Annotated in this window: 19 protein-coding genes and 1 other RNA gene; 11 read left to right on the top strand and 9 right to left on the bottom strand. The window is 64.6% G+C overall.

The features are described from left to right. Nucleotide 1 precedes the first annotated feature (1 nt). From rpsA to gyrA, 7 genes are all read right to left on the bottom strand, one after another. Entirely contained in the window at nt 2-1690 is a 1689-nt protein-coding gene (gene rpsA / locus ACO2Q9_RS16855; RefSeq protein ID WP_423312940.1) for a 30S ribosomal protein S1, read from the bottom strand. A gap of 161 nt (nt 1691-1851) precedes the next feature. Then, the gene (locus ACO2Q9_RS16850) at nt 1852-3846 is read right to left on the bottom strand and encodes a bifunctional 3-phosphoshikimate 1-carboxyvinyltransferase/cytidylate kinase (protein ID WP_423312939.1); all 1995 of its coding nucleotides are present in this window, start codon (nt 3844-3846) and stop codon (nt 1852-1854) included. A gap of 23 nt (nt 3847-3869) precedes the next feature. Then, nucleotides 3870-4748, bottom strand: coding sequence for a prephenate dehydrogenase (locus tag ACO2Q9_RS16845; protein ID WP_423312938.1), 879 nt, complete (start codon nt 4746-4748; stop codon nt 3870-3872). A gap of 6 nt (nt 4749-4754) precedes the next feature. Continuing rightward, nucleotides 4755-5837 (bottom strand): prephenate dehydratase, encoded by a 1083-nt coding sequence (pheA, locus tag ACO2Q9_RS16840; protein ID WP_423312937.1) that lies wholly within the window; start codon nt 5835-5837, stop codon nt 4755-4757. A 5-nt stretch (nt 5838-5842) separates the two neighbouring features. Beyond that, on the bottom strand, nt 5843-6952 hold the full coding sequence (gene serC / locus ACO2Q9_RS16835; RefSeq protein ID WP_423312936.1) for a 3-phosphoserine/phosphohydroxythreonine transaminase: 1110 nt from the start codon (nt 6950-6952) through the stop codon (nt 5843-5845). Between the two features lie 11 nt (nt 6953-6963). Beyond that, on the bottom strand, nt 6964-7539 hold the full coding sequence (locus ACO2Q9_RS16830; protein ID WP_423312935.1) for a DUF2059 domain-containing protein: 576 nt from the start codon (nt 7537-7539) through the stop codon (nt 6964-6966). Beyond that, entirely contained in the window at nt 7536-10196 is a 2661-nt protein-coding gene (gene gyrA, locus ACO2Q9_RS16825; RefSeq protein ID WP_423312934.1) for a DNA gyrase subunit A, read from the bottom strand. The genes ACO2Q9_RS16830 and gyrA overlap by 4 nt, the downstream gene beginning before the upstream one ends. A gap of 225 nt (nt 10197-10421) precedes the next feature. Between gyrA and ompA the strand changes: the two genes are divergently transcribed. The 5 genes from ompA (at nt 10422) to ACO2Q9_RS16800 (ending at nt 13609) form a co-directional block, all read left to right on the top strand. Continuing rightward, nucleotides 10422-11078, top strand: coding sequence for an outer membrane protein OmpA (ompA, locus tag ACO2Q9_RS16820; RefSeq protein WP_423312933.1), 657 nt, complete (start codon nt 10422-10424; stop codon nt 11076-11078). An 82-nt stretch (nt 11079-11160) separates the two neighbouring features. After that, nucleotides 11161-11892: a bifunctional 2-polyprenyl-6-hydroxyphenol methylase/3-demethylubiquinol 3-O-methyltransferase UbiG gene (gene ubiG, locus ACO2Q9_RS16815; protein ID WP_423312932.1), complete on the top strand. Its 732-nt coding sequence runs from the start codon at nt 11161-11163 to the stop codon at nt 11890-11892. Further along, nucleotides 11882-12565 carry an HAD-IA family hydrolase gene (locus ACO2Q9_RS16810; protein ID WP_423312931.1) on the top strand — a complete coding sequence of 228 codons (684 nt, stop codon included), beginning with the start codon at nt 11882-11884 and terminating at the stop codon, nt 12563-12565. Before ubiG ends, ACO2Q9_RS16810 begins: the two co-directional genes overlap by 11 nt. Before the next feature lie 12 nt (nt 12566-12577). Then, nucleotides 12578-12954: a transfer-messenger RNA gene (gene ssrA, locus ACO2Q9_RS16805) on the top strand. Nucleotides 12955-13162: 208 nt separating this feature from the next. Next, a complete protein-coding gene (locus ACO2Q9_RS16800) occupies nt 13163-13609 on the top strand; it encodes a chlorite dismutase family protein (RefSeq protein WP_423312930.1) in 447 nt (148 codons plus the stop codon). Between the two features lie 13 nt (nt 13610-13622). On the opposite strand, the gene ACO2Q9_RS16795 is transcribed toward ACO2Q9_RS16800, so the two are convergent. Next, entirely contained in the window at nt 13623-14357 is a 735-nt protein-coding gene (locus ACO2Q9_RS16795; protein ID WP_423312929.1) for a DUF2726 domain-containing protein, read from the bottom strand. A gap of 94 nt (nt 14358-14451) precedes the next feature. On the opposite strand from ACO2Q9_RS16795, the gene ACO2Q9_RS16790 reads away from it, so the two are divergent. Then, nucleotides 14452-15174, top strand: coding sequence for a 16S rRNA pseudouridine(516) synthase (locus tag ACO2Q9_RS16790; RefSeq protein WP_423313249.1), 723 nt, complete (start codon nt 14452-14454; stop codon nt 15172-15174). 31 nt (nt 15175-15205) lie between these two features. Here the strand turns inward: ACO2Q9_RS16790 and ACO2Q9_RS16785 are convergent, their stop codons facing one another. Then, the gene (locus tag ACO2Q9_RS16785) at nt 15206-15976 is read right to left on the bottom strand and encodes an alpha/beta fold hydrolase (RefSeq protein ID WP_423312928.1); all 771 of its coding nucleotides are present in this window, start codon (nt 15974-15976) and stop codon (nt 15206-15208) included. Between the two features lie 101 nt (nt 15977-16077). Here ACO2Q9_RS16785 and ACO2Q9_RS16780 point away from each other — a divergent pair, with 101 nt between their 5' ends. Genes ACO2Q9_RS16780 through ACO2Q9_RS16760 form a run of 5 tightly spaced genes read left to right on the top strand, consistent with a single transcriptional unit; the run spans nt 16078 to nt 20596 of the window. Then, nucleotides 16078-17031: a YncE family protein gene (locus ACO2Q9_RS16780; protein WP_423313247.1), complete on the top strand. Its 954-nt coding sequence runs from the start codon at nt 16078-16080 to the stop codon at nt 17029-17031. Continuing rightward, nucleotides 16997-17884 (top strand): polysaccharide deacetylase family protein, encoded by an 888-nt coding sequence (locus ACO2Q9_RS16775; protein WP_423312927.1) that lies wholly within the window; start codon nt 16997-16999, stop codon nt 17882-17884. Before ACO2Q9_RS16780 ends, ACO2Q9_RS16775 begins: the two co-directional genes overlap by 35 nt. Then, nucleotides 17884-18843 carry a sterol desaturase family protein gene (locus tag ACO2Q9_RS16770; RefSeq protein WP_423312926.1) on the top strand — a complete coding sequence of 320 codons (960 nt, stop codon included), beginning with the start codon at nt 17884-17886 and terminating at the stop codon, nt 18841-18843. Before ACO2Q9_RS16775 ends, ACO2Q9_RS16770 begins: the two co-directional genes overlap by 1 nt. A 15-nt stretch (nt 18844-18858) precedes the next feature. Beyond that, nucleotides 18859-19776, top strand: a complete 918-nt coding sequence (locus ACO2Q9_RS16765) for an EI24 domain-containing protein (protein WP_423312925.1) — start codon at nt 18859-18861, stop codon at nt 19774-19776. Further along, nucleotides 19748-20596 carry a competence/damage-inducible protein A gene (locus ACO2Q9_RS16760; protein ID WP_423312924.1) on the top strand — a complete coding sequence of 283 codons (849 nt, stop codon included), beginning with the start codon at nt 19748-19750 and terminating at the stop codon, nt 20594-20596. Before ACO2Q9_RS16765 ends, ACO2Q9_RS16760 begins: the two co-directional genes overlap by 29 nt. The last annotated feature ends 40 nt before the right edge of the window (nt 20597-20636 follow it).

The raw sequence follows: 20636 nt of genomic DNA, 5'->3' as shown, positions 1-20636 counted from the left end.
GTCAGTTGCCGCTGTTGTTGTCCAGCTTGGCACGCAGCAGCGCGCCCAGGCTGGTCGTACCGGCGTTCTCGCGGGCAGACTGCTGGCTCAGGCTGGCCATGGCTTCCTGCTGGTCGGCAGCGTCCTTGGCCTTGATCGACAGCTGGATGTTGCGGGTCTTGCGATCCACGTTCACCACGACTGCCGTGACTTCGTCGCCTTCCTTCAGCACGTTGCGCGCGTCTTCGACGCGGTCGCGGCTGATTTCGGATGCGCGCAGGTAGCCCAGGATGTCCTGGCCGAGGTCGATCTCTGCGCCACGGGCGTCAACCGTCTTGACCTTGCCGGTCACGATCTGGCCCTTGTCGTTGACCGACACGAAGGTGGTGAACGGGTCGGCGTCCAGTTGCTTGATGCCCAGGCTGATGCGTTCGCGGTCCACGTCCACGGCCAGCACCAGGGCTTCGACTTCCTGGCCCTTCTTGTAGTTGCGCACAGCGGCTTCGCCGGGCTCGTTCCAGGACAGGTCGGACAGGTGCACCAGGCCGTCGATGCCGGCAGCCAGGCCGACGAACACGCCGAAGTCGGTGATCGACTTGATCGGGCCCTTGACGCGGTCGCCGCGCTTGGTGTTCTGCGCGAATTCCTGCCACGGGTTGGCCTTGCACTGCTTCATGCCAAGGCTGATGCGGCGCTTGTCTTCGTCGATCTCGAGGACCATGACTTCGACTTCGTCACCCAGCGACACGATCTTGGAGGGCGCCACGTTCTTGTTGGTCCAGTCCATTTCGGAGACGTGCACCAGGCCTTCGATGCCGGGCTCGAGTTCCACGAACGCGCCGTAGTCGGCGATGTTGGTGATCTTGCCGAACATGCGTGTGCCTTGCGGGTAGCGGCGGTTCACGCCCATCCACGGGTCGTCGCCCATCTGCTTGAGACCCAGCGACACGCGGTTCTTCTCGGTGTCGAACTTGAGGATCTTGGCGGTGATTTCCTGGCCGGCCTGAACGACTTCGCTCGGGTGGCGGACACGGCGCCATGCCATGTCGGTGATGTGCAGCAGGCCGTCGATGCCGCCCAGGTCCACGAACGCACCGTATTCGGTGATGTTCTTGACCACGCCGCGGACGATGGAGCCTTCCTTCAGGGTTTCCATCAGCTTGGCGCGCTCTTCGCCCATGGAGGCTTCCACCACGGCGCGGCGGCTCAGCACCACGTTGTTGCGCTTGCGGTCGAGCTTGATGACCTTGAATTCGAGGGTCTTGTTCTCGAAGGGGGTCAGGTCCTTGATGGGACGCGTGTCGATCAGCGAACCCGGCAGGAAGGCGCGGATGCCGTTGACCAGCACCGTGAGGCCACCCTTGACCTTGCCACTGGTGGTGCCGGTGACGAATTCGCCGGATTCCAGGGCCTTCTCGAGCGCGAGCCACGAGGCCAGGCGCTTGGCCTTGTCGCGCGAGAGGATGGTGTCGCCATAACCGTTTTCGATGGCGTCGATGGCCACCGACACGAAGTCGCCGACCTGGACTTCGACTTCACCCTGGTCGTTCTTGAATTCGTCGACAGGCACGTAGGCTTCGGACTTGAGGCCAGCGTTGACGACCACGAAGTTGTGCTCGATGCGCACGACTTCGGCGGTGATGACTTCACCCGAACGCATTTCCGAGCGTTGCAGGGATTCTTCGAACAGGGCGGCAAAAGATTCAGACATTGAGGTTCCTTCCGTCCACAGGTTCACAGCTGCACCATGCGGCCATTTCCAAGACTGAGGACGGTTTCGTTTGCGGAAAATGATTCCGCGGTTGGTTGATGAACCACCTGGCCTGTGCGCATGCAGCGCGGAGGGGGCCGGGTGGGCCGTTCTCCAGCCGCTCAGGTTGCCCCGAACGGCTGCTTTGCCTGCCACCACGTCAGCACCTGATTCACCGATTCTTCGATCGAGAGATCCGAGTTGTCGAGGAGGTGGGCATCTGCTGCTGGCTTCAAGGGCGCAACGGTCCGGGAAGAGTCCCGGGCGTCGCGCGCTTCAAGATCAGCGCGCAAGTCGGCGAGTATAGACGAAAAACCCTTTGAAATCAACTGCTTATGGCGCCGCTCCGCACGCTTGGCGGCGCTGGCGGTCAGGAACACCTTCATCGTGGCCTGCGGGAAGATCACGGTGCCCATGTCGCGCCCGTCGGCCACGAGTCCCGGCAAGCGGCGGAAGCTGTGCTGCAGCACGATCAGCGCATCGCGCACGGCGGGCAGGGCGGACACACGGGAGGCATCCATCCCTGCCTCTTCGGTACGGATGGCGTCCGAAACGTCCTCGCCGTCCAGCAGGATGCGGCCTTCCGAAAAGCGGATCGGCAGGCGTCGGGCCAGCGCAGCGATGGCGGTTTCATGCTGCGGCTCGGGCGACATGCCGGCGCGGCGGCCGGCAAAGGCGGTCACGCGATACAGCGCGCCCGAGTCGAGGAAGTGGTAGCCGAGCGACTTCGCGACTTCGGCGGCCACCGTGCCCTTGCCGGAGGCAGTCGGGCCGTCGATGCACAGCACGGGCACATCGTCATTCGCGGCGTGGACGACCGAGAACAATGTTTCGAAATAGTCGGGAAAGGTTTTGGCGACGCACTTCGGGTCTTCAATGCGCACCGGCAGGCCGGCGGGGTTGAAGGCGGCCAGCGAAAAGCACATGGCGACGCGGTGATCGTCGTAAGTGTGGATGCTGGCGGCGCGCCAATCGGCCGGTTCGGCGGGCGGCGTCACGCGGATGAAATCGGCGCCCTCTTCGACAGTGGCGCCGAGCTTGCGCAGCTCGGTGGCCATGGCCGCAATGCGGTCGGTCTCCTTCACGCGCCAGCTTGCGATGTTGCGCAGGACGCTCGGACCATCTGCGTACAGCGCCATGACGGCCAGCGTCATGGCGGCATCGGGGATGTGGTTGCAGTCCAGGTCAATGGCGCGCAGCGGCCACTCACCCCGATGGATCCGCAACGAGTTCGGTCCGCTTTCGATGCGGGCGCCCATGGCGCGCGCTGCATCGATGAACCGGATGTCGCCCTGGATGGATGCTTCGCCGACCCCTTCGATGCCGATACCGTCGCCGTCGGCAATCGCACCGAGGGCGATGAAATAGCTGGCAGACGACGCGTCCGATTCCACGTGCACATCGCCAGGGGATACATACCGGCTGCCGGCGGGGATGGTGAAGCGCTGCCACCCGTCGCGACGGACCTGGATGCCAAAACGCGCCAGCAGCGCCAACGTGATTTCGACGTAAGGACGCGAGATCAGCTCACCCACGACCTCGATGACGATGTCCCGTGCCGAAACGAGGGGCAGGGCCAGCAGCAAGGCCGTGAGGAACTGGCTCGAGACATCACCGCGGACCTGGATCGGCGCATCCAGGCGGAGCGAGGGCAGACCGATCCGCAGCGGCGGGTAGCCGTCCTGGCCGATGTAGTCGATGTGGCAACCGAGTTGGCGCAAGGCTTCCACCAGGTCGCCGATGGGGCGCTCGTGCATGCGGGCCACGCCACTGAGGGTGAAGTCGCCGCCGAGCACCGCAAGTGCTGCCGTCAACGGGCGCATGGCCGTGCCGGCGTTCCCGAGGAAGAGTTCCGCGGGCGATTCCGGCGGTTTGCGGCCCAGTCCACGGATCACCGTGGCACTGCCGTCCTGGCTGACGCCACAGCCCAGCCGCTCCAGCGCGGTGAGCATCACGCGGGTGTCGTCGGAGTCGAGCAGGCCATGCAGCGTAGTGACGCCTTCGCTCAGGGCGGCCAGCAACAGCAGGCGATTGGAGATGCTCTTCGAGCCGGGCAGGGCGACAGTGCCGTGCGCGCCGGACAGCGGCGGAACGTCCAGGAATTCGGTGGCGAACATGAAAGGAGAAGCGCGTTGGCGCTTCAATGCGAAGGCTTGTTGGAGGTCATGCGCCAGTTGGCGCGCGTCTGGCTGGCCTGGTGGATGAGGCCTTCGAGCGCCTCGCCATTGCCGCTTTCGATCATGAGTTCGAGCGCCTGCAGCGTGCGGCGGAACAGGTCGGCCTGAGCGAGCAGTTCCTCGCGGTTGGCCAGCATCACGTCCCGCCACATCTTGGAGTCGCTGGCGGCGATCCGGGTGAAGTCGCGGAAACCCGGGCCTGCCAGTGAGAGGAAATCGCGCCCGTTGGGCTGACCGGTGATGGTGTTCATGAGCGCGAAGGCGATCAGGTGCGGCAGGTGGCTCACTGCAGCGAAGGCCGCGTCATGCGATTCGGGCGACATGCGCACCACGTTGCAACCCAGTGCCTGCCACGTGGCCGCCGCCTTCTGGAGGTTGGCAGTCAGCGTGCGTTCGATGGGGGTGAGGATGACCTGTTTGCCGGTATAGAGATCGGGGTCGGCATGTTCGACGCCGGACAGTTCCTTGCCCGCCACAGGATGCGCCGGGACGAAGGTGCCGACCTGCTCGCGCAGCACGCGGCGGGCGGCATCCACCACGTCGCGCTTGGTCGAGCCCACGTCCATGATCAACATCTGGGGTGTGATCAGGTGGCGGATGGCCTTGAGCGTGGCTTCCGTGGCCGCCACAGGCACGGCGATCAGCACGATGTCGGCGCCCGATACCGCCAGCAACGCCGACGGCGCTTCCACATCGATCACGCCCATCAGGCGGGCGCGCTCGGTCGTGGACGGCGACTTGCTGTAGCCCACCACGCGTTTCACCAGTCCGGCGCGTTTGAGCGCCAGTGCGAAGGAGCCGCCCATCAGGCCGCAGCCGATCAGTCCCAGTTGCTCGAACATGGCGCGTCAATCCCCCGTGGCGTAGGTGCCGAGCACCTTGTAGAAGGCACACAACGCCTGCAGCTCACCCAGCGCCGTCGCCATGCGGGGCTGCGAAGGATGGCCTTCCACGTCGATGTAGAAGTAGTAATCCCACTGCCCGGAGCGGGCGGGGCGCGATTCGAAGCGCGTCATCGAGACGCCGTGCTTCTTGAGCGGCACGAGCAGGTCGTGCACGGCGCCGGGACGGTTGGGCACGGACACGACCAGGCTCACGTGGTCCTTGCCCGATGCGGCGGGTGCGTCCATGACCGAGGGCAGGCAGATCACGGCGAAGCGCGTGCGATTGATGGCCAGGTCCTGGATGCCGGGCGATACCACGTGGAGTCCGAATTCGGCGCCCGCACGTTCACTGGCGATGCCGGCCCAGGCCGGGTTGGTGGACGCGAGGCGCGCGCCTTCTGCATTGCTGGCGACGGCACGCCGCTCGGCATTCGGCAGGTGGGCGCTCAGCCAGCCCTGGCATTGCGCCAGCGCCTGCGGGTGTGCGCAGACGACCTCGATGCCCTCGAGCGAGGCCGACAGGCGCAGCAGGTTGTGCCGCACGAGCAGGCTGACCTCGCCCACGATGTGCAACGGCGAATTGAGGAACAGGTCCAGCGAACGCGTGACCACGCCTTCGGTGGAGTTCTCGACGGGCACGATGCCGTATTCGGCCGCCCCGGACGTGGCCGCGTGGAAGACCTCGTCGAAGCTGCCGCAGGGCACGCGTTCGATGCTGGAGCCGAAGAATTGCAGGGCAGCTTCTTCACTGAACGTGCCGGTCGGCCCGAGATAGGCCACGCGCTGAGGTGCTTCCAGCGCACGGCAGGCCGACATGATCTCGCGCCAGATATGAGCAATGTGCGGTGCCTTGAGGGGGCCGGCGTTCCGGTCCTGCAGGCCCCGGATGACCTGGGCTTCGCGCTCCGGGCGGAATACGGGGGATTTCTCCACGCGCTTGATCTCGCCGACTTCATGGGCAAGTTGCGCGCGACGGCTCAGCAGCGCCAGCAGTTCCTGGTCGACGGCGTCAATCTGCGTGCGCAGCTCCGGCAGGGTCTTTGGCATTGCGGTCAGCTCTGGGTCTTCTCGAATTCTTGCAGGTAGTCCACGAGGGCCTGGACGCCGGCCAGCGGCATGGCGTTGTAGATGCTCGCGCGCATGCCGCCCACCGACTTGTGGCCCTTGAGCTGAAGCAACCCGCGTGCCTTGGCTCCGGCCAGGAATGCGTCGTTGCGCGATTCGTCGGCCAGGAAGAAGGGGATGTTCATGCGCGAACGGCAGTCGGGCGACACCTTGTTCACGTAGAAAGGCGACCGGTCGATGAAGTCGTACAGCAGCTTCGCCTTGGCGATGTTGCGCAGCTCCATCGCCGCCACACCGGTGAGCGAGCCTTCCGTCTGTGCCTTCAGCCACTGGAAGGTCAGGCCAGCGATGTAGATGGCCCATGTCGGCGGCGTGTTGTACATCGAGCCGTTGTCCGAGACGACCTTGTAGTCGAACGCGCTCGGGCAGATGGGCAAGGCATGCCCCAGCAGGTCTTCGCGCACCACGACCAGCGTGACGCCAGCCGGCCCCAGGTTCTTCTGCGCGCCACCGAAGGCCAGGCCGACGCGCGACCAGTCGACCGGGCGCGTAGCGACGTGCGAGGAGAAGTCGATCACCAGCGGTGCGTCGCTACCCAGCCCCTTGAGATCCGGCAACTGATGGACTTCCACGCCGTGGATCGTTTCGTTGGAGCACAGGTGCACATAGCGCGCGCGGCTGTCCAGCTTCCATGTGGCGGGGTCGGGCAGCGTCGTGAAGCCGGACGCCTCGTTGGACGCCGCCAGATTCGCGGTGCAGTATTTCCGTGCTTCCTTGGCGGACTTCTGGCTCCAGCTGCCGGTGACGACGAAATCTGCCGCTTCACCGCGCGAGAGGTTGAGCGGCACGATGGCGTTCTCGCCGATACCGCCGCCCTGCATGAACAGCACGCGATAGTCCGGCGGGATGGCCAGAAGTTCGCGGAGATCGGTCTCGGTCTGCTCGTAGATGGAGATGAACTCGCGGCCGCGATGGCTCATTTCCATCACGCTCATGCCGCTGCCGTGCCAGTCGAGCATTTCGGCAGCTGCCTTCTGGAGCACCTCTTCGGGAATGGCGGCGGGGCCGGCGGAAAAGTTGAAAGGGCGTTGGGCCACCGGTGTTCCGTTTATTTCTTGGCAGGAGCTGCGGGCTGGGCCGGTTGTGCGGCAGGTTGCGGCGGCACGCCGACGATCTTGTTGATGTTGGCTTGCAGTGTGCGGATCTTCGGGTCGATCTGCGGTTTCGTGTCGGCCACGAGCTTGCGCAGCAAGGCGTTGCGCAGTTCAGGGTCGATCTGAACGTACTTCTTGTAGACCGGCGAGTCGATCATGGCGACGAGCTGCTTGAGCTCATCCTCCGTGAACTTCTCTTCCAGGATCGGACCGACCGCCGTGCGTGCGGTTTCCACGGCTTTCTGCTGCACGAACGGAATGGCCTCGTCCAGGTACTTCTTGATCTCCGCGTCCGATGCCTTGATGGCCGCGTCACGCTTGTCGGCCGCCACGCGGGCGCGGATGGCGAGGGCGGCTTCCTGAGCCGCCTGCGCTGCGGGCTGCTCTGCCAACTGGCGGGCGAGCTGTTCCACGCCGGGCTGCTGCAGTTGCAGGAGTTTCTGCACCAGGTCTTTCCTGGCGTCGGCCTGGGCGTGAACGACGGCAGCCGTCAGCGCGAGGCTGGCTGCAATGAATCGGATGTACTTCAATTGGATTCCTCGGTTGGGGGTTCGGCCGCATCGTCACCTGCTTCGGTGCCCGTTTCGGCGCCAGACTCCGCATTCGCGTCGTTCTCCACGATGCGTTGCAGCCCGCTGAGCTGTGCGCCTTCGTCCAGCGAGATCAGGGTCACGCCCTGCGTCGCGCGGCCGAGTTCGCGGATTTCGCTCACACGTGTGCGCACGATGACGCCACGGTCAGTGATCAGCATGATCTCGTCGTCTGCATGCACCAGCGTGGCTGCGACCACCTTGCCGTTGCGTTCGGACTGCTGGATGGCGATCATGCCCTTGGTGCCGCGGCCATGGCGCGTGTATTCGGTGATCGACGTGCGCTTGCCGTATCCGTTCTGGGTGGCGGTCAGCACGCTCTGTGTCTCGTCCTCGGCCACCAGCATGGCGATGACGCTCTGGCCTTCTTCCAGCATCATGCCGCGCACGCCGCGTGCTGCACGGCCCATGGGGCGCACGTCGTTCTCGTCGAAGCGCACGGCCTTGCCGCCGTCCGAGAACAGCATCACGTCGTGCTTGCCGTCGGTGAGTGCTGCACCGATCAGGAAGTCGCCGTCGTCCAGGTCCACGGCAATGATGCCGCCCTTGCGCGGGTTGCTGAATTCGTCGAGCGCGGTCTTCTTCACCGTGCCCATCGACGTGGTCATGAACACATAGTGGTCGGCCGGGAAGCTGCGGAATTCGCCCGTGAGCGGCAGCACGACGTTGATCTTCTCGCCGTCGGCCAGCGGGAACATGTTGACGATGGGCCGGCCGCGCGAATTACGGGAGCCGGCGGGCACTTCCCAGACCTTGAGCCAGTACAGCCGGCCGCGGTTGGAGAAGCACAGGATGTAGTCGTGCGTGTTGGCAATGAAGAGCTGGTCGATCCAGTCGTCTTCCTTCGTCGCCGCGCCTTGCTTGCCGCGGCCGCCGCGCTTCTGCGCACGGTATTCGGACAGCGGCTGGCTCTTGATGTAGCCCGAATGGCTGAGCGTGACGACCATGTCGGTCGGCGTGATCAGGTCTTCGGTGGCGAGATCCTGCGCGTTGTGCTCTACCACGCTGCGGCGTGCGCCCAGCTTGGTCTGGCCGTACTCGGTGCGGATGGTGGTGAGTTCCTCGCCGATGATGGTCGACACGCGCTCCGGCTTGGACAGGATGTCCAGCAGGTCGTCGATCTCGGCCATGACTTCCTTGTACTCGGCAACGATCTTGTCCTGCTCGAGGCCCGTCAGGCGTTGCAGGCGCATCTGCAGGATTTCCTGGGCCTGCGTCTCCGAGAGGCGGTACAGGCCGTCGCCCTGCATGCCGAACTCGCGTTCCAGCCCTTCGGGGCGGTAGTCGTCGGCATTGACCACGCCACCGTCGGCGCGCGAACGGGTGAGCATTTCGCGCACCAGGCTGCTGTCCCACGAGCGCGTCATCAGCTCGGCCTTGGCCACCGGCGGGGTTGGGGATTCGCGGATGATGCGGATGAATTCGTCGATGTTGGCCAACGCGACGGCCAGGCCTTCCAGCACGTGGCCGCGCTCGCGTGCCTTGCGCAGTTCGAACACCGTGCGGCGCGTCACCACCTCGCGGCGGTGCTGCAGGAAGACGTCGATCAGGTCCTTCAGGTTGCACAGGCGCGGCTGGCCGTCCACCAGCGCCACCATGTTCATCCCGAAAGTATCCTGCAGTTGGGTCTGTTTGTAGAGATTGTTCAGCACGACCTCGGGCACTTCGCCGCGCTTGAGCTCGATCACCACACGCATGCCGGACTTGTCGGACTCGTCCTGGATGTGGCTGATGCCCTCGATCTTCTTCTCGTGGACCAGTTCGGCGATGCGCTCCAGCAGCGTCTTCTTGTTCACCTGATAGGGAATCTCGTCGACGATGATGGCCTGGCGCGAACCCTTGTCGATGTCCTCGAAGTGGCACCTGGCGCGCATGACCACGCGGCCGCGGCCGGTTCGATAGCCTTCCTTCACCCCGTTGATGCCGTAAATGATGCCGGCGGTCGGGAAGTCCGGTGCAGGCACGATCTCCATCAGCTCGTCGATGGACGCACCCGGGTTGCGCAGCAGGTGCAGGCAGGCATCCACCACTTCATTCAGGTTGTGCGGCGGGATGTTGGTGGCCATGCCCACGGCGATGCCGGATGAGCCGTTGACCAGCAGGTTGGGCAGCCGCGACGGCAGCACCGACGGCTCTTTCAGCGACCCGTCGTAGTTGGGGATGAAGTCGACCGTTTCCTTGTCGATGTCCGCCAGCATCTCGTGGGCGATCTTGGTCAGGCGGATTTCGGTGTACCGCATGGCCGCCGCGTTGTCGCCGTCGACCGAGCCGAAGTTGCCCTGGCCGTCCACCAGCATGTGGCGCAGCGAGAACGGCTGGGCCATGCGGACGATGGTGTCGTAGATCGCGCTGTCGCCGTGCGGGTGGTACTTACCCATCACATCCCCGACGATACGGGCGCTCTTGCGGAAGGGCCGGTTCCAGTCGTTGTTCTGCTCGTGCATCGCATAGAGCGCGCGGCGGTGCACGGGCTTCAGGCCATCGCGTGCATCGGGGAGGGCGCGGCCCACGATCACGCTCATGGCGTAATCGAGGTAGCTGCGCCGCATCTCCTCTTCCAGGCTGATGGGCAGTGTTTCTTTGGCGAACTGGGTCATGGAGGAGGGCTGGAACAGCGGCGGAAACGCCGATTTTAGGGCCAACGGGATGTCGCAACAGAGCAACACCCTGTTTGCTCGCGCTTTTGTCCTACGCGAGTGCGAGACGTTTCTGATTGCCTGCCTACAGCCATATGGCACAATCGGCTCAACGTTTTTCGTGATGGTCACTGAAAGCGTCTTGATTCGCAGCGCGGCTGCGGCTTTTTCCCTATGAGGAGAACCATGAAGAAACTGAATAAAGTGGCGATGTTGTTTGCTTCCGCAGCGCTCGCTACCGCCGCTGGCGCCCAAACGATTGACAACTGGCGTAACGGCACGTCCGAACTCGTGTGGAAGAACGGCACGAACGAACTGTGCTGGCGCGATGCCAACTGGACGCCGGCGACTGCCGCCGCCGGTTGCGACGGCGCCATCGCCCCGGCTCGTCCGGCTGCTCCTGCCCCGGCCCCGGCTCCGGCCCCCGCCGCCGCACCGGCTCCCGCACGCGCTCCTGCCCCGGCCGCAGTTGCCCCCGCAGTTGCGACCAAGGTGACCTACGCCGCTGACGCGTTCTTCGACTTCGACAAGTCGGTCCTCAAGCCCGAAGGCAAGGCCAAGCTCGACGACCTGACCAGCAAGGTCAAGGACATCAACCTGGAAGTGATCATCGCCGTTGGCCACACCGACTCGGTGGGCTCTGATGCTTACAACCAGGGCCTGTCGGTGCGTCGCGCCGAAGCTGTCAAGGCTTACCTGGTGAGCAAGGGCATCGAAAAGAACCGCGTGTACACCGAAGGCAAGGGTGAAAAGCAACCCGTCGCTGACAACAAGACCTCCGAAGGCCGTGCGAAGAACCGTCGCGTGGAAATCGAAGTGGTCGGTACCCGCGCCAACAAGTAATCTCCGGATTGCTTGAACAAACCCCGCCCCGGCGGGGTTTTTTTATGCCTGGGCCGGATTGCCCGAACGGATAATGCCTCCGATGACGACAGCAGATATCTCCGACGCGAACGCAGACCCGGCGGAACTGGCCAAGTTTTCCGAACTGGCCCACCGCTGGTGGGACACCGAAAGTGAATTCAAGCCCCTGCACCAGATCAACCCGCTGCGGCTGGACTGGATCGACCAGCAGGCGTCGCTGGCCGGCAAACGTGTGCTGGACGTCGGCTGCGGCGGGGGCATCCTCGCGGACTCCATGGCTCGCCGTGGGGCCACGGTGACAGGCATCGACCTGGCCACCAAGGCCTTGCGTGTGGCGCAACTGCATGCGCTGGAGGCCCGGACGCCGGCTATCGAGTATCGCGAGATCAGCGCCGAAGCATTGGCAGCCGAACAGCCTGCGAGCTTCGATGTCATCACCTGCATGGAGATGCTCGAGCATGTGCCGGACCCGGCGTCGGTGGTGAGCGCATGCGCAACGATGGTCAAGCCGGGCGGCTGGGTGTTCTTCTCGACGATCAACCGCAACGCGAAGGCCTTTGCCTTCGCCATCGTTGGCGCGGAGTATGTGCTGGGGCTTGTCCCGCGCGGTACGCACGAATACGCCCGGCTGCTTCGGCCCAGCGAGCTCGCGGGCTTCTGTCGCGCGGCCGGTCTGGATCAGGCGGCGAGCCGCGGGCTCTCCTACAACCCGCTGACGCAGCGCTATGCGCTGAACGGTGACACCAGCGTCAACTACATGATTTCCACGCGCAAGGCCTCCGATGTTCAATGACGTCCGTGCCGTGCTGTTCGACCTGGACGGCACGCTCATCGACAGCGCCCCCGATCTTGGCGCTGCTGCCGACCGCATGCGGGTCGAGCGCGGGCTGAGTTCCTTTCCGCTCGACCACTACCGCCACATGGCTGGCGCTGGTGCGCGGGGGATGCTGGGCATTGCCTTCAACATGACGCCGGACCACCCGGATTTTCCGTTGATGCGCGAGGAATTCTTCCGTAACTACGAGTCGTGCATGACCGAGCGCACCTACGCCTTCGACGGCGTCGCCGAGCTCATCGAGCGTTTGCATGCGCAAGGCCTGGCGTGGGGTGTGGTGACGAACAAGTCCGCGCGGTTCACCGATCCGCTGACGCGCGGCATGCCGCTGTTCGCAACCGCCGCCGCCGTGGTCAGCGGAGACACGACGCCGCATGCCAAGCCGCATCCGGCACCATTGCTCGAGGCGGCGCGCCGGATGGGGGTGTCGCCTGCGCATTGCATCTATGTCGGCGACGACGAGCGCGACATCATCGCCGGGCATGCCGCTGGCATGCGGACCGTGGCGGCCCAGTACGGGTACCTCGGTGACCATGTGGACACGGCGAACTGGGGCGCTCACGCCACTGTGCACTCGCCGTTGCAGGTACTTTCGCTCCTGTCTGACTTGCAATCGGCGAAGCAGGCCTAAAATACCCGGTCCGGGGCTGCACTGGTTTCGACACGGGTTCGGACACGCAGCAGGGCATGTCGAGGTTCAGTCACCTCGTGAAACCGCTGAAAACAAACTAACTGCAAACGACGAACGTTTCGCACTCGCCGCTTAATACCGGTGAGCCTTGCAACAGTTGGCCAATGGGCTGGGCAAGGGGATCGCAAGATCTCCAGGCTGCAAGGGAATCTACATAGGCTGGCCGCGCACCGGGTACCTTGGCGCGTGGCGAGAAAAAAGGGTACTGGCCGGCTTCATAGCGTGCGACTGCGCGATGGAGTTGGTGAGATCCAAATCAGACCGCTAAACATGTAGAACTGCGCGGAGAAGGCTTGTGGACGGGGGTTCAAATCCCCCCAGCTCCACCAGTACGCATGAAACGCCACCCAGCTGGAATCGGCTGGGTGGCGTTTTTCTTGCATGGGAGATTGGTCTGTTCGAGCACCAGTTGACGCCATGCCCCCGACCGTATCTCCGAGACTGTTTCATTTCTCCGCCGGGGACGTCGGGGACTGGGCCATCACAAAGATTGTCCGGATCAAGGGGGAGGGGCTGCCAGACGCCCCACGTCTGCGCATGACCTCCACACATGGCAACGCTGCAGCCGCGTGGACGCTGAGCGGCACCACCAGCAACGAGCGCTACGTGACGCGCGAAGAGAAAACCTCGCTGGTTGCGAAGCAGGAAGGATTGGGCCGGGCGCAGTCTACCCTCGCGGTTCTCATACCGATCAGGAAGACCGACGCCTGGTGGGCCCTGACGCAGGATGAGCGACGAGACGTGCTGGAAACCCAGTCACGCCACATCGAGACAGGGCTGCGTTATCTGCCGGCGATCGCTCGAAGGCTGCATCACTGTCGCGACCTGCCGACAGTGCAACCCTTTGATTTCCTGACCTGGTTCGAATTCGAGCCTTTGGAAGCACCCGCATTTTCCGAACTGCTGGAGAAGCTTCGCGCCACGCCGGAGTGGCGATTTGTCGAGCGCGAGGTCGAGGTGCACCTCGAGGCCACGCGGGGCTAGCCCCCTGTGCGCGTCAGCGCAGTTCGCCCAGCCGGCTGTCCAGCGGAGCCAGGAATGAATTGGGCTCGCTGCGCGGGTCGAATTCCTCGAGTTGCTTGCTGTTCATGAAGTCGGCGGGGTCCGAGGTCATCGGGTCGAATTCGACCACGCGCTTGCTGCTGCGTTTGCGTTCGAGGGTGGCGCGCAGTTCGCCTTGCGCATTCGTGACTTGCGGGTTGACGGTCGGTCGGCTGCCGGGCTGGACGGCCGCAGCCTCGGGGCCGAGGAACTCGCGCCGGATGTCGGCCAGCGCGGGCAGGCTGCTCGAGGTGACCACCCAGTAGCTGATGCCGCACTGGTCCAGCAACGACTGCTTGAGCACGCGTGTCGATTTGCTGATGCCGACGTGGCCCGGTACATCCACACACCCCACGACGCGGCCTTCGGAATCGACGATGGTGAAGGTGCAATAGGCGGCATTGAGCATCTCGTGCCACTCGCCGCCTTCGTCCTTGGAGCGGGGCAGGGTAAAGCGCGTGACCGGCATCTTGATCATCACGTGATGATCGAAAAATGCCCGCGACAACCAGCGCCAGACGCGCCGTTCCTCGCTGTTGGCCACCAGGCGCATCGTCAGCGGCCAGTACGCCGGAATGCGGCGCTGGGCCCGTGCCTGGCGCACGACCCACCAGGCGTGAAGAAAAGCGCCGAGAACCACGCCGGCCAGCAGTGCGGCCCCCGCGATCATCCAGGCTCCGAAGCCGTCCACGCGCATTCGTCCTTTGCAGAATGAGTTGTAGCCAAGTGTAACTTCAGCCGGCGTTCCATATCACGAAGCTGTTACACAATCGGGCATGCCCGACATGCAGTTGCAAGACATTCTCTATTCCCAAGGTTTCGGCACGCGACGCGTTTGTGTCGGTCTGGTGCAACAAGGTCACGTTCTGGTAACCGGCCGCGTCTGCAATGACCCGTTCGAAGCCTTTGAAGTCGAAGGCCTCGAGTTCGACGTGATGGGGCAGCGCTGGCAGTACCACGCCAAGGCCTACGTCATGCTGCACAAGCCTGCCGGCGTCGAATGCTCGCAGAAACCTTCGACGTGGCCGAGCATCTACACACTGCTGCCCGCGCCGCTGCGCCAGCGGCCGCAGAAGGGGGCGGTGCAAGGCGTGCAGGCAGTGGGCCGCCTGGACCAGGACACGACGGGCCTGCTGCTCCTGACGGACGATGGACAGTTCATCCACCGCATGAGCTCTCCGCGCAAACACGTGCCCAAGGTCTACGAGGTCGTCACGAAGCATCCCGTGGACGCCGCGCAGGTGGACAAGCTGATGGCAGGTGTCGTGCTGGACGACGATCCGAAGCCCGTGCGCGCAGCGGCATGCGAGGCGACGGGAGCGTGTTCATTGCGGCTTACCTTGCTGGAGGGCAAGTACCACCAGGTCAAGCGCATGGTGGCGGCCGCGGGCAACCGGGTCGAGGGGCTGCATCGCTCGCACATCGGCGGGCTTGTTCTGCCGGAAGACCTGCCGCCCGGCCAATGGCGCTGGCTGACGCCGGCCGACCTGGCGCTGCTGACGACCTGAGGCGGGCAGACCGTCACGTCGCCCGGACGCCTCATTGCGACGCGAGGAATTCGCGGATGGCGTCCGTCGTCTGCAGGGGTTGGTCGCGATGCGGCGAGTGGCCGCAGGCCGCGAGCTTGCGCCGCTCGATGGGCCCGGCGGGCCGGATGTCGTCGATCTGCACCATCGTGCCGTAGGGATCGTCCACGCCCTGGATGGCGAGCACCGGCGCGGTGATCGCACGACATTCCTCCCGGATGTCGAAAGCCCTGAATTCGCGACTGAGCCAGATGTCGTTCCATTGCCAGAACGCGACGTCGACATCGGCGTGGTAGCGCGCCAGCCGGTCGCGCAGGCCGCCGGCCTCGAATGCATCGCGTGCCTGGGTGATCGACGCAATGGAAACCTCTTCGACGATGACGTGGGGTGCCATCACGACGCATGCCGTGACCGCGTACCGCGCCGCATGCAGCAGCGAAATGCTGCCGCCGTCCGAGTGGCCCACGAGAACCGGCTTCTCGATGCCCAGCGACTTCAACAGGGCAGGCAATACGTCCCAGGCCTCCCGGTGCAGGTAGTCGGCTTCCAGCCGTCCTGAACCGCGCACGTCCGGCACGGGCTCCGATCGACCATAGCCCCGGCGTGAGTAGACCCAGCCTTCGCGGCCGGTGGCGGCGCAAAGTTGTTCGGGCCAGTCGCGCCACATGGCCACGCTGCCCAGGCCTTCATGAAGAAACACCAGCGGGGCTTTCGGGGGTAAACCGGGAGGGCTTGCAACGCGTTGCACTTCAAGCCCCACGCCATCAATGCGGGTCAGGTCCATCGCCAAATCCTAGCAGCAGGCCCCGGCTACACTCCAAGGCTGCTCCAAAGCTGTTTTCCCACGGGTTCTTTGTGAATTTTCTCGCGCGTTGTGTGGCCGCTCTGGCCGTTGTTGCGGCGGTGGCATGGCCGGGCGCCGCTTCGGCCCTGTCCAGCGTGGTTTTCGTGCTCAACTCGCTCGACGCCACGGTCAGCGTGATCGATCCGGCCAACTGGACTGAACTGCGCCGCATTCCCACCGGGAAGGAGCCCCATCACCTCTACCTGACGCCCGACGAGAAGTCGCTCATCATCGCGAACTCGGCGGGCGACTCACTGCTGTTCGTCGACCCGCGCACGGCTGAAGTGCAGCGCACCGTGCGTGGCACGCTCGACCCCTATCACCTGCGTTTCTCGCCCGACATGAAGTGGTTCGTGACGGCTGCCAACCGGCTCAATCACATCGATATCTATCGCTGGGACGGCAAGGATCTCGCGCTGGCCAGGCGCATTCCGTCGGGCAAGACGCCGAGTCACATCTGGATCGACTCGCGCAGCACCACAGCCTTCATCACCATGCAGGACAGCGACGAGCTGGTCGCGGTTGATCTGGCGACGCAGAGCATCAAGTGGCGCACCAGGACCGGCCCGATGCCGGCCGATGTGTTCGGCACGCCGGATGACCGTTACATGCTTGTGGGCCTGACAGGCAGCGACAGCGTGGAAGTTTTCGACGTCACAGGCGGTACGCCGCGCTCGGTGCAGAAGATCAAGACGGCCGCAGGCGCGCATGCATTCCGTTCGGCCGGCGATCGCAAGCACGTATTCGTGAGCAACCGTGTGGCGAACTCGATCAGCAAGATCGACTATCACACCATGACGGTGGTGGACAGCTTCCCCGCGCCCGGCGGACCGGACTGCATGGACATCTCGGCCGACGGCAAGCTGCTGATGGTGACATCGCGTTGGGCCCGCAAGCTGACGGTGATCGACACGACCACCCGCAAGATCGTGCGGCAGGTCAAGGTGGGAACCTCTCCCCATGGCGTCTGGACACTTGATCACGCGGCGCGCTGAGCATGTGCCGTCGCGCGCGATCCGGCGTGGCCTGACGCGCAGGGGCTTGTCCTGCGCGGCGCTGGCTGCCGTGCTTGCGGCATGGCATCCCGGCGTCCTCGCGCAGGGCGAGCCATCCGGCGCACAGTGCGGCAAGCCCGCGTATCTCACCTTCGACACCGGACACATGGCCATCGCACCACTGGTGGCCGACGTGCTCAACCGCCAGCAGGTGCGCGTGACCTTCTTCGGCGCGAACGAGAAGACCGTGGTGGGCGACGGCAGTCTCGGCGACCACTGGGCGTCGTGGTGGCGTGCCCGCGCGGCGGAAGGGCATGAGTTCGCTTCGCACACCTGGGACCACGCCTACTGGCGCGCAGACATCAACCGCGCGGACGGCACGCGCTTCCGCATTCGCGCGTCGGCCGGCGACAAGGCCGGGCGTGACCAGATATGGACCGCTGCCGAGTATTGCCGGAACATCGAGCATGCCGCGCTGCGACTTGAGGCCATCACCGGCAAGAAGACGCTCCCGCTGTTCCGCGCCGCGGGTGGCAAGACGTCCCCTGCGCTGCTCATGGCGGCGCGCCAGTGTGGCTGGCAGCACGTCGGCTGGTCGCCGGCGGGCTTTCTGGGCGACGAGTTGTCGAGCGAGCAATACCCCAACAGCGTCCTGCTCGATCGGGCGCTGGGCAGCATCCGCAGTGGCGATGTGCTGCTTGCACATCTGGGCATCTGGTCACGCAACGATCCGTGGGCGCCGGCAGTGCTGGAGCCATTGATCGTCGGCCTCAAGGCGAAAGGCTTCTGCTTCCGCACCTTGCGTGAACATCCGCAATACCAGGACTGGATCGCCGCCAAGGCGCACAAGTGATGGACGCATTGACCGACTTGTTCGCGCAGGCGCAGGAGGCACTGTTCGAGTCGGTGATCCAGCCCCTCATGGTGGCGCTCGGCCTGTCCAACCTGCTGGAAGACGGTTTCGCAGCCACCGGCTGGCTGCTGGTCGGGCTGCTCCAGATCGCCGTGCTGCTGCTCGTATTCGGTCCGTTGCAGCGGCTGCGACCGGTCGAGCCCGTCACCGATCGCGCAGCCATCCGTATTGACATCCTCTACACACTGATCCATCGCCTCGGACTGTTCCGTCTCGCACTTTTCTTCACGCTCACCCCGTTGCTCGACGACGTCTTCGGCATGTTGCGCGTTGCCGGGCTGCACACGCTGCATCTGGACGAGCTCTGGCCGGGCGTGACCGACCAGGCCATCGTGGCGTTCCTCATTTACCTGGTGGTGTTCGACTTCGTGGACTACTGGATCCATCGCGGCCAGCACGAGCTGAACTGGTGGTGGAGCCTGCACGCGTTGCACCACTCGCAGCGCCAGATGACGATGTGGAGCGACAACCGCAACCACTTGCTGGACGACGTGCTGCGCGACACGATCATCGTCGTGGTGGCCTGGCTGATCGGCGTTCCTCCGGGGCAGTTCGTCGCCATCGTTGCGCTCACGCAACTCAGCGAGAGCTTCCAGCATGCGAATCTGAAGCTGTGGTTCGGGCAAATGGGCGAGCGGCTCTGGATCAGTCCGCGCTTCCATCGGCGACATCACAGCGTCGGCATCGGCCACGAGGGCGCCGAACGCGGCACACTGGGCGGCTGCAACTTCGGCGTGCTGCTGCCGTGGTGGGACATGCTGTTCCGCACGGCCGATTTCCAGTTGCGTTACGACCCGACCGGCATCCGTGATCAGGTGGAGCAGGCGCGCGATTACGGTCGCGGCTTCTGGTCCCAGCAATGGCTGGGCCTCAAGCGTCTGTTCGGACGGCGTGCGTAAAGGTAAGCTCCGGCCATGACCCTGCTTCTCGATTCGTTCTGGCGTGCGGTGGCGTATTGCCTGCATCCGCGTGTGATCGCACTCTCTTTCCTGCCGCTGGTGCTCATGGTCGCGCTGTCGTTCGGGCTCGGCTATTTCTACTGGGACCCGGCCGTGGAATGGGTGCGTGCGATGCTGGACTCGTCGTCGCTGCTGACCAGCCTTTGGGGATGGCTCGAGCGCTTCGGTGCCAGTAACCTCAAGACCGTCGTCGCGCCGCTGATCGTCATCTTCGCGGTGACGCCGGTGCTCGTGCTCGTATCGCTGCTGGTTGTCGCCGCACTCATGACGCCCGCGCTGACCTCGCTGGTGGCGGAGCGCCGTTTTGCAGCGCTCGAGCGCAAGCGCGGCGGCTCTTTCATCGGCAGCATGCTGCGCTCGCTGGGTGTGACGCTGCTGGCCATCATTGCGCTCGTGGTGTCCATGCCGCTGTGGCTGATCCCGCCACTGATCCTGGTGTTGCCACCACTCATCTGGGGCTGGCTGACCTATCGCGTGATGAGTTTCGACGCGCTGGCTGACCACGCCAGCGCAAACGAGCGTCGTGAACTTCTGCGCCGCCATCGAGGCTGGCTGCTGGGTATCGGTGTGCTCACAGGATATCTCGGCGCAGCGCCGAGCATCGTGTGGGCGTCGGGCGCGCTGTTCGCAGCCGCCTTCGTCATCCTTGTGCCGGTGGCAATCTGGATCTACACGCTGGTGTTCGCCTTCTCGTCGCTCTGGTTCGCGCACTACTGTCTCGATGCCCTGCAACGGCTGCGGCAGGAAGAGTATGCGACGACCATGCAGGGTGCCCCCTCGACCATGGTGCTGGAACCCATCGAGCCGCCAACGGCCCCGTCGCCAGAACGGCTAGCATTGCCGGATGACCCTCCCCCTCCCGCAGGCCGCTGAAGCGGCAGACACGCCCCCTGTTCCCCGCTTCGGCCTGATCATCGTCGGCGACGAGATCATGTCGGGCAAGCGAGCCGACAAGCACATGCCCAAGGTGATCGAGCTGCTGGGCGCGCGGGGACTTCACCTGGACTATGCCGAATACGTAGGCGACTCGCCCGAGCGCATCACCGCCGCACTGCGTCGTGCCTGGGCCAGCGGAGAGATCGTTTTTTCCTGCGGCGGCATCGGCGCAACACCGGACGACCACACGCGGCAATGCGCCGCCGCCGCGCTGGAGGTGCCGCTGGAACTCCATCCCCAGGCCGAAGCACTGATCCGCGAGCGCATGCAGGACACCGCGCGCGAGCAGGGCGTGCCCTATGAGCCGGATCGCGCGGACAACGTTCATCGCCTGAACATGGGTGTGTTTCCCAGAGGCGCCCGCATCATCTCCAATCCGTACAACAAGATTCCCGGTTTCTCGGTAGGCCATGTCCATTTCGTGCCCGGATTTCCGGTGATGGCCTGGCCGATGATCGAATCGGTGCTCGACCAGCAGTATGGCGCGCTGTTCCGTCGCGCGGCGTGGCTGGAAAAGTCTGTCATCGTCTTCGGTTCGATGGAGGCGACGCTCACCCCGTTGATGGAGGAGATCGAGCGCGGCCACGAAGGAGTGAAGGTGTTCAGCCTGCCCAGCGTGGATCATCCTGAATACGGCCGCCACATCGAACTGGGAGTGAAAGGCGAACCAGGGCGCGCGGAATCCGCCTACATTGCCCTGCTGGAAGGTCTCCGGCGGTTTCCGGTCAAGCTCGGCCCCGAATTGGTGCGTCAATAAATTGCCCGTTGTTGGTGCAATCTTGTATGTTCCGATTTGG

Origin of the sequence: Variovorax sp. VNK109, assembly GCF_049445855.1 — a bacterium.
Lineage (GTDB): Bacteria > Pseudomonadota > Gammaproteobacteria > Burkholderiales > Burkholderiaceae_C > JAGOCV01.
The sequence above is the reverse complement of the archived record's forward strand: the minus strand, read 5'-3'. Positions and strand labels throughout refer to the sequence as shown.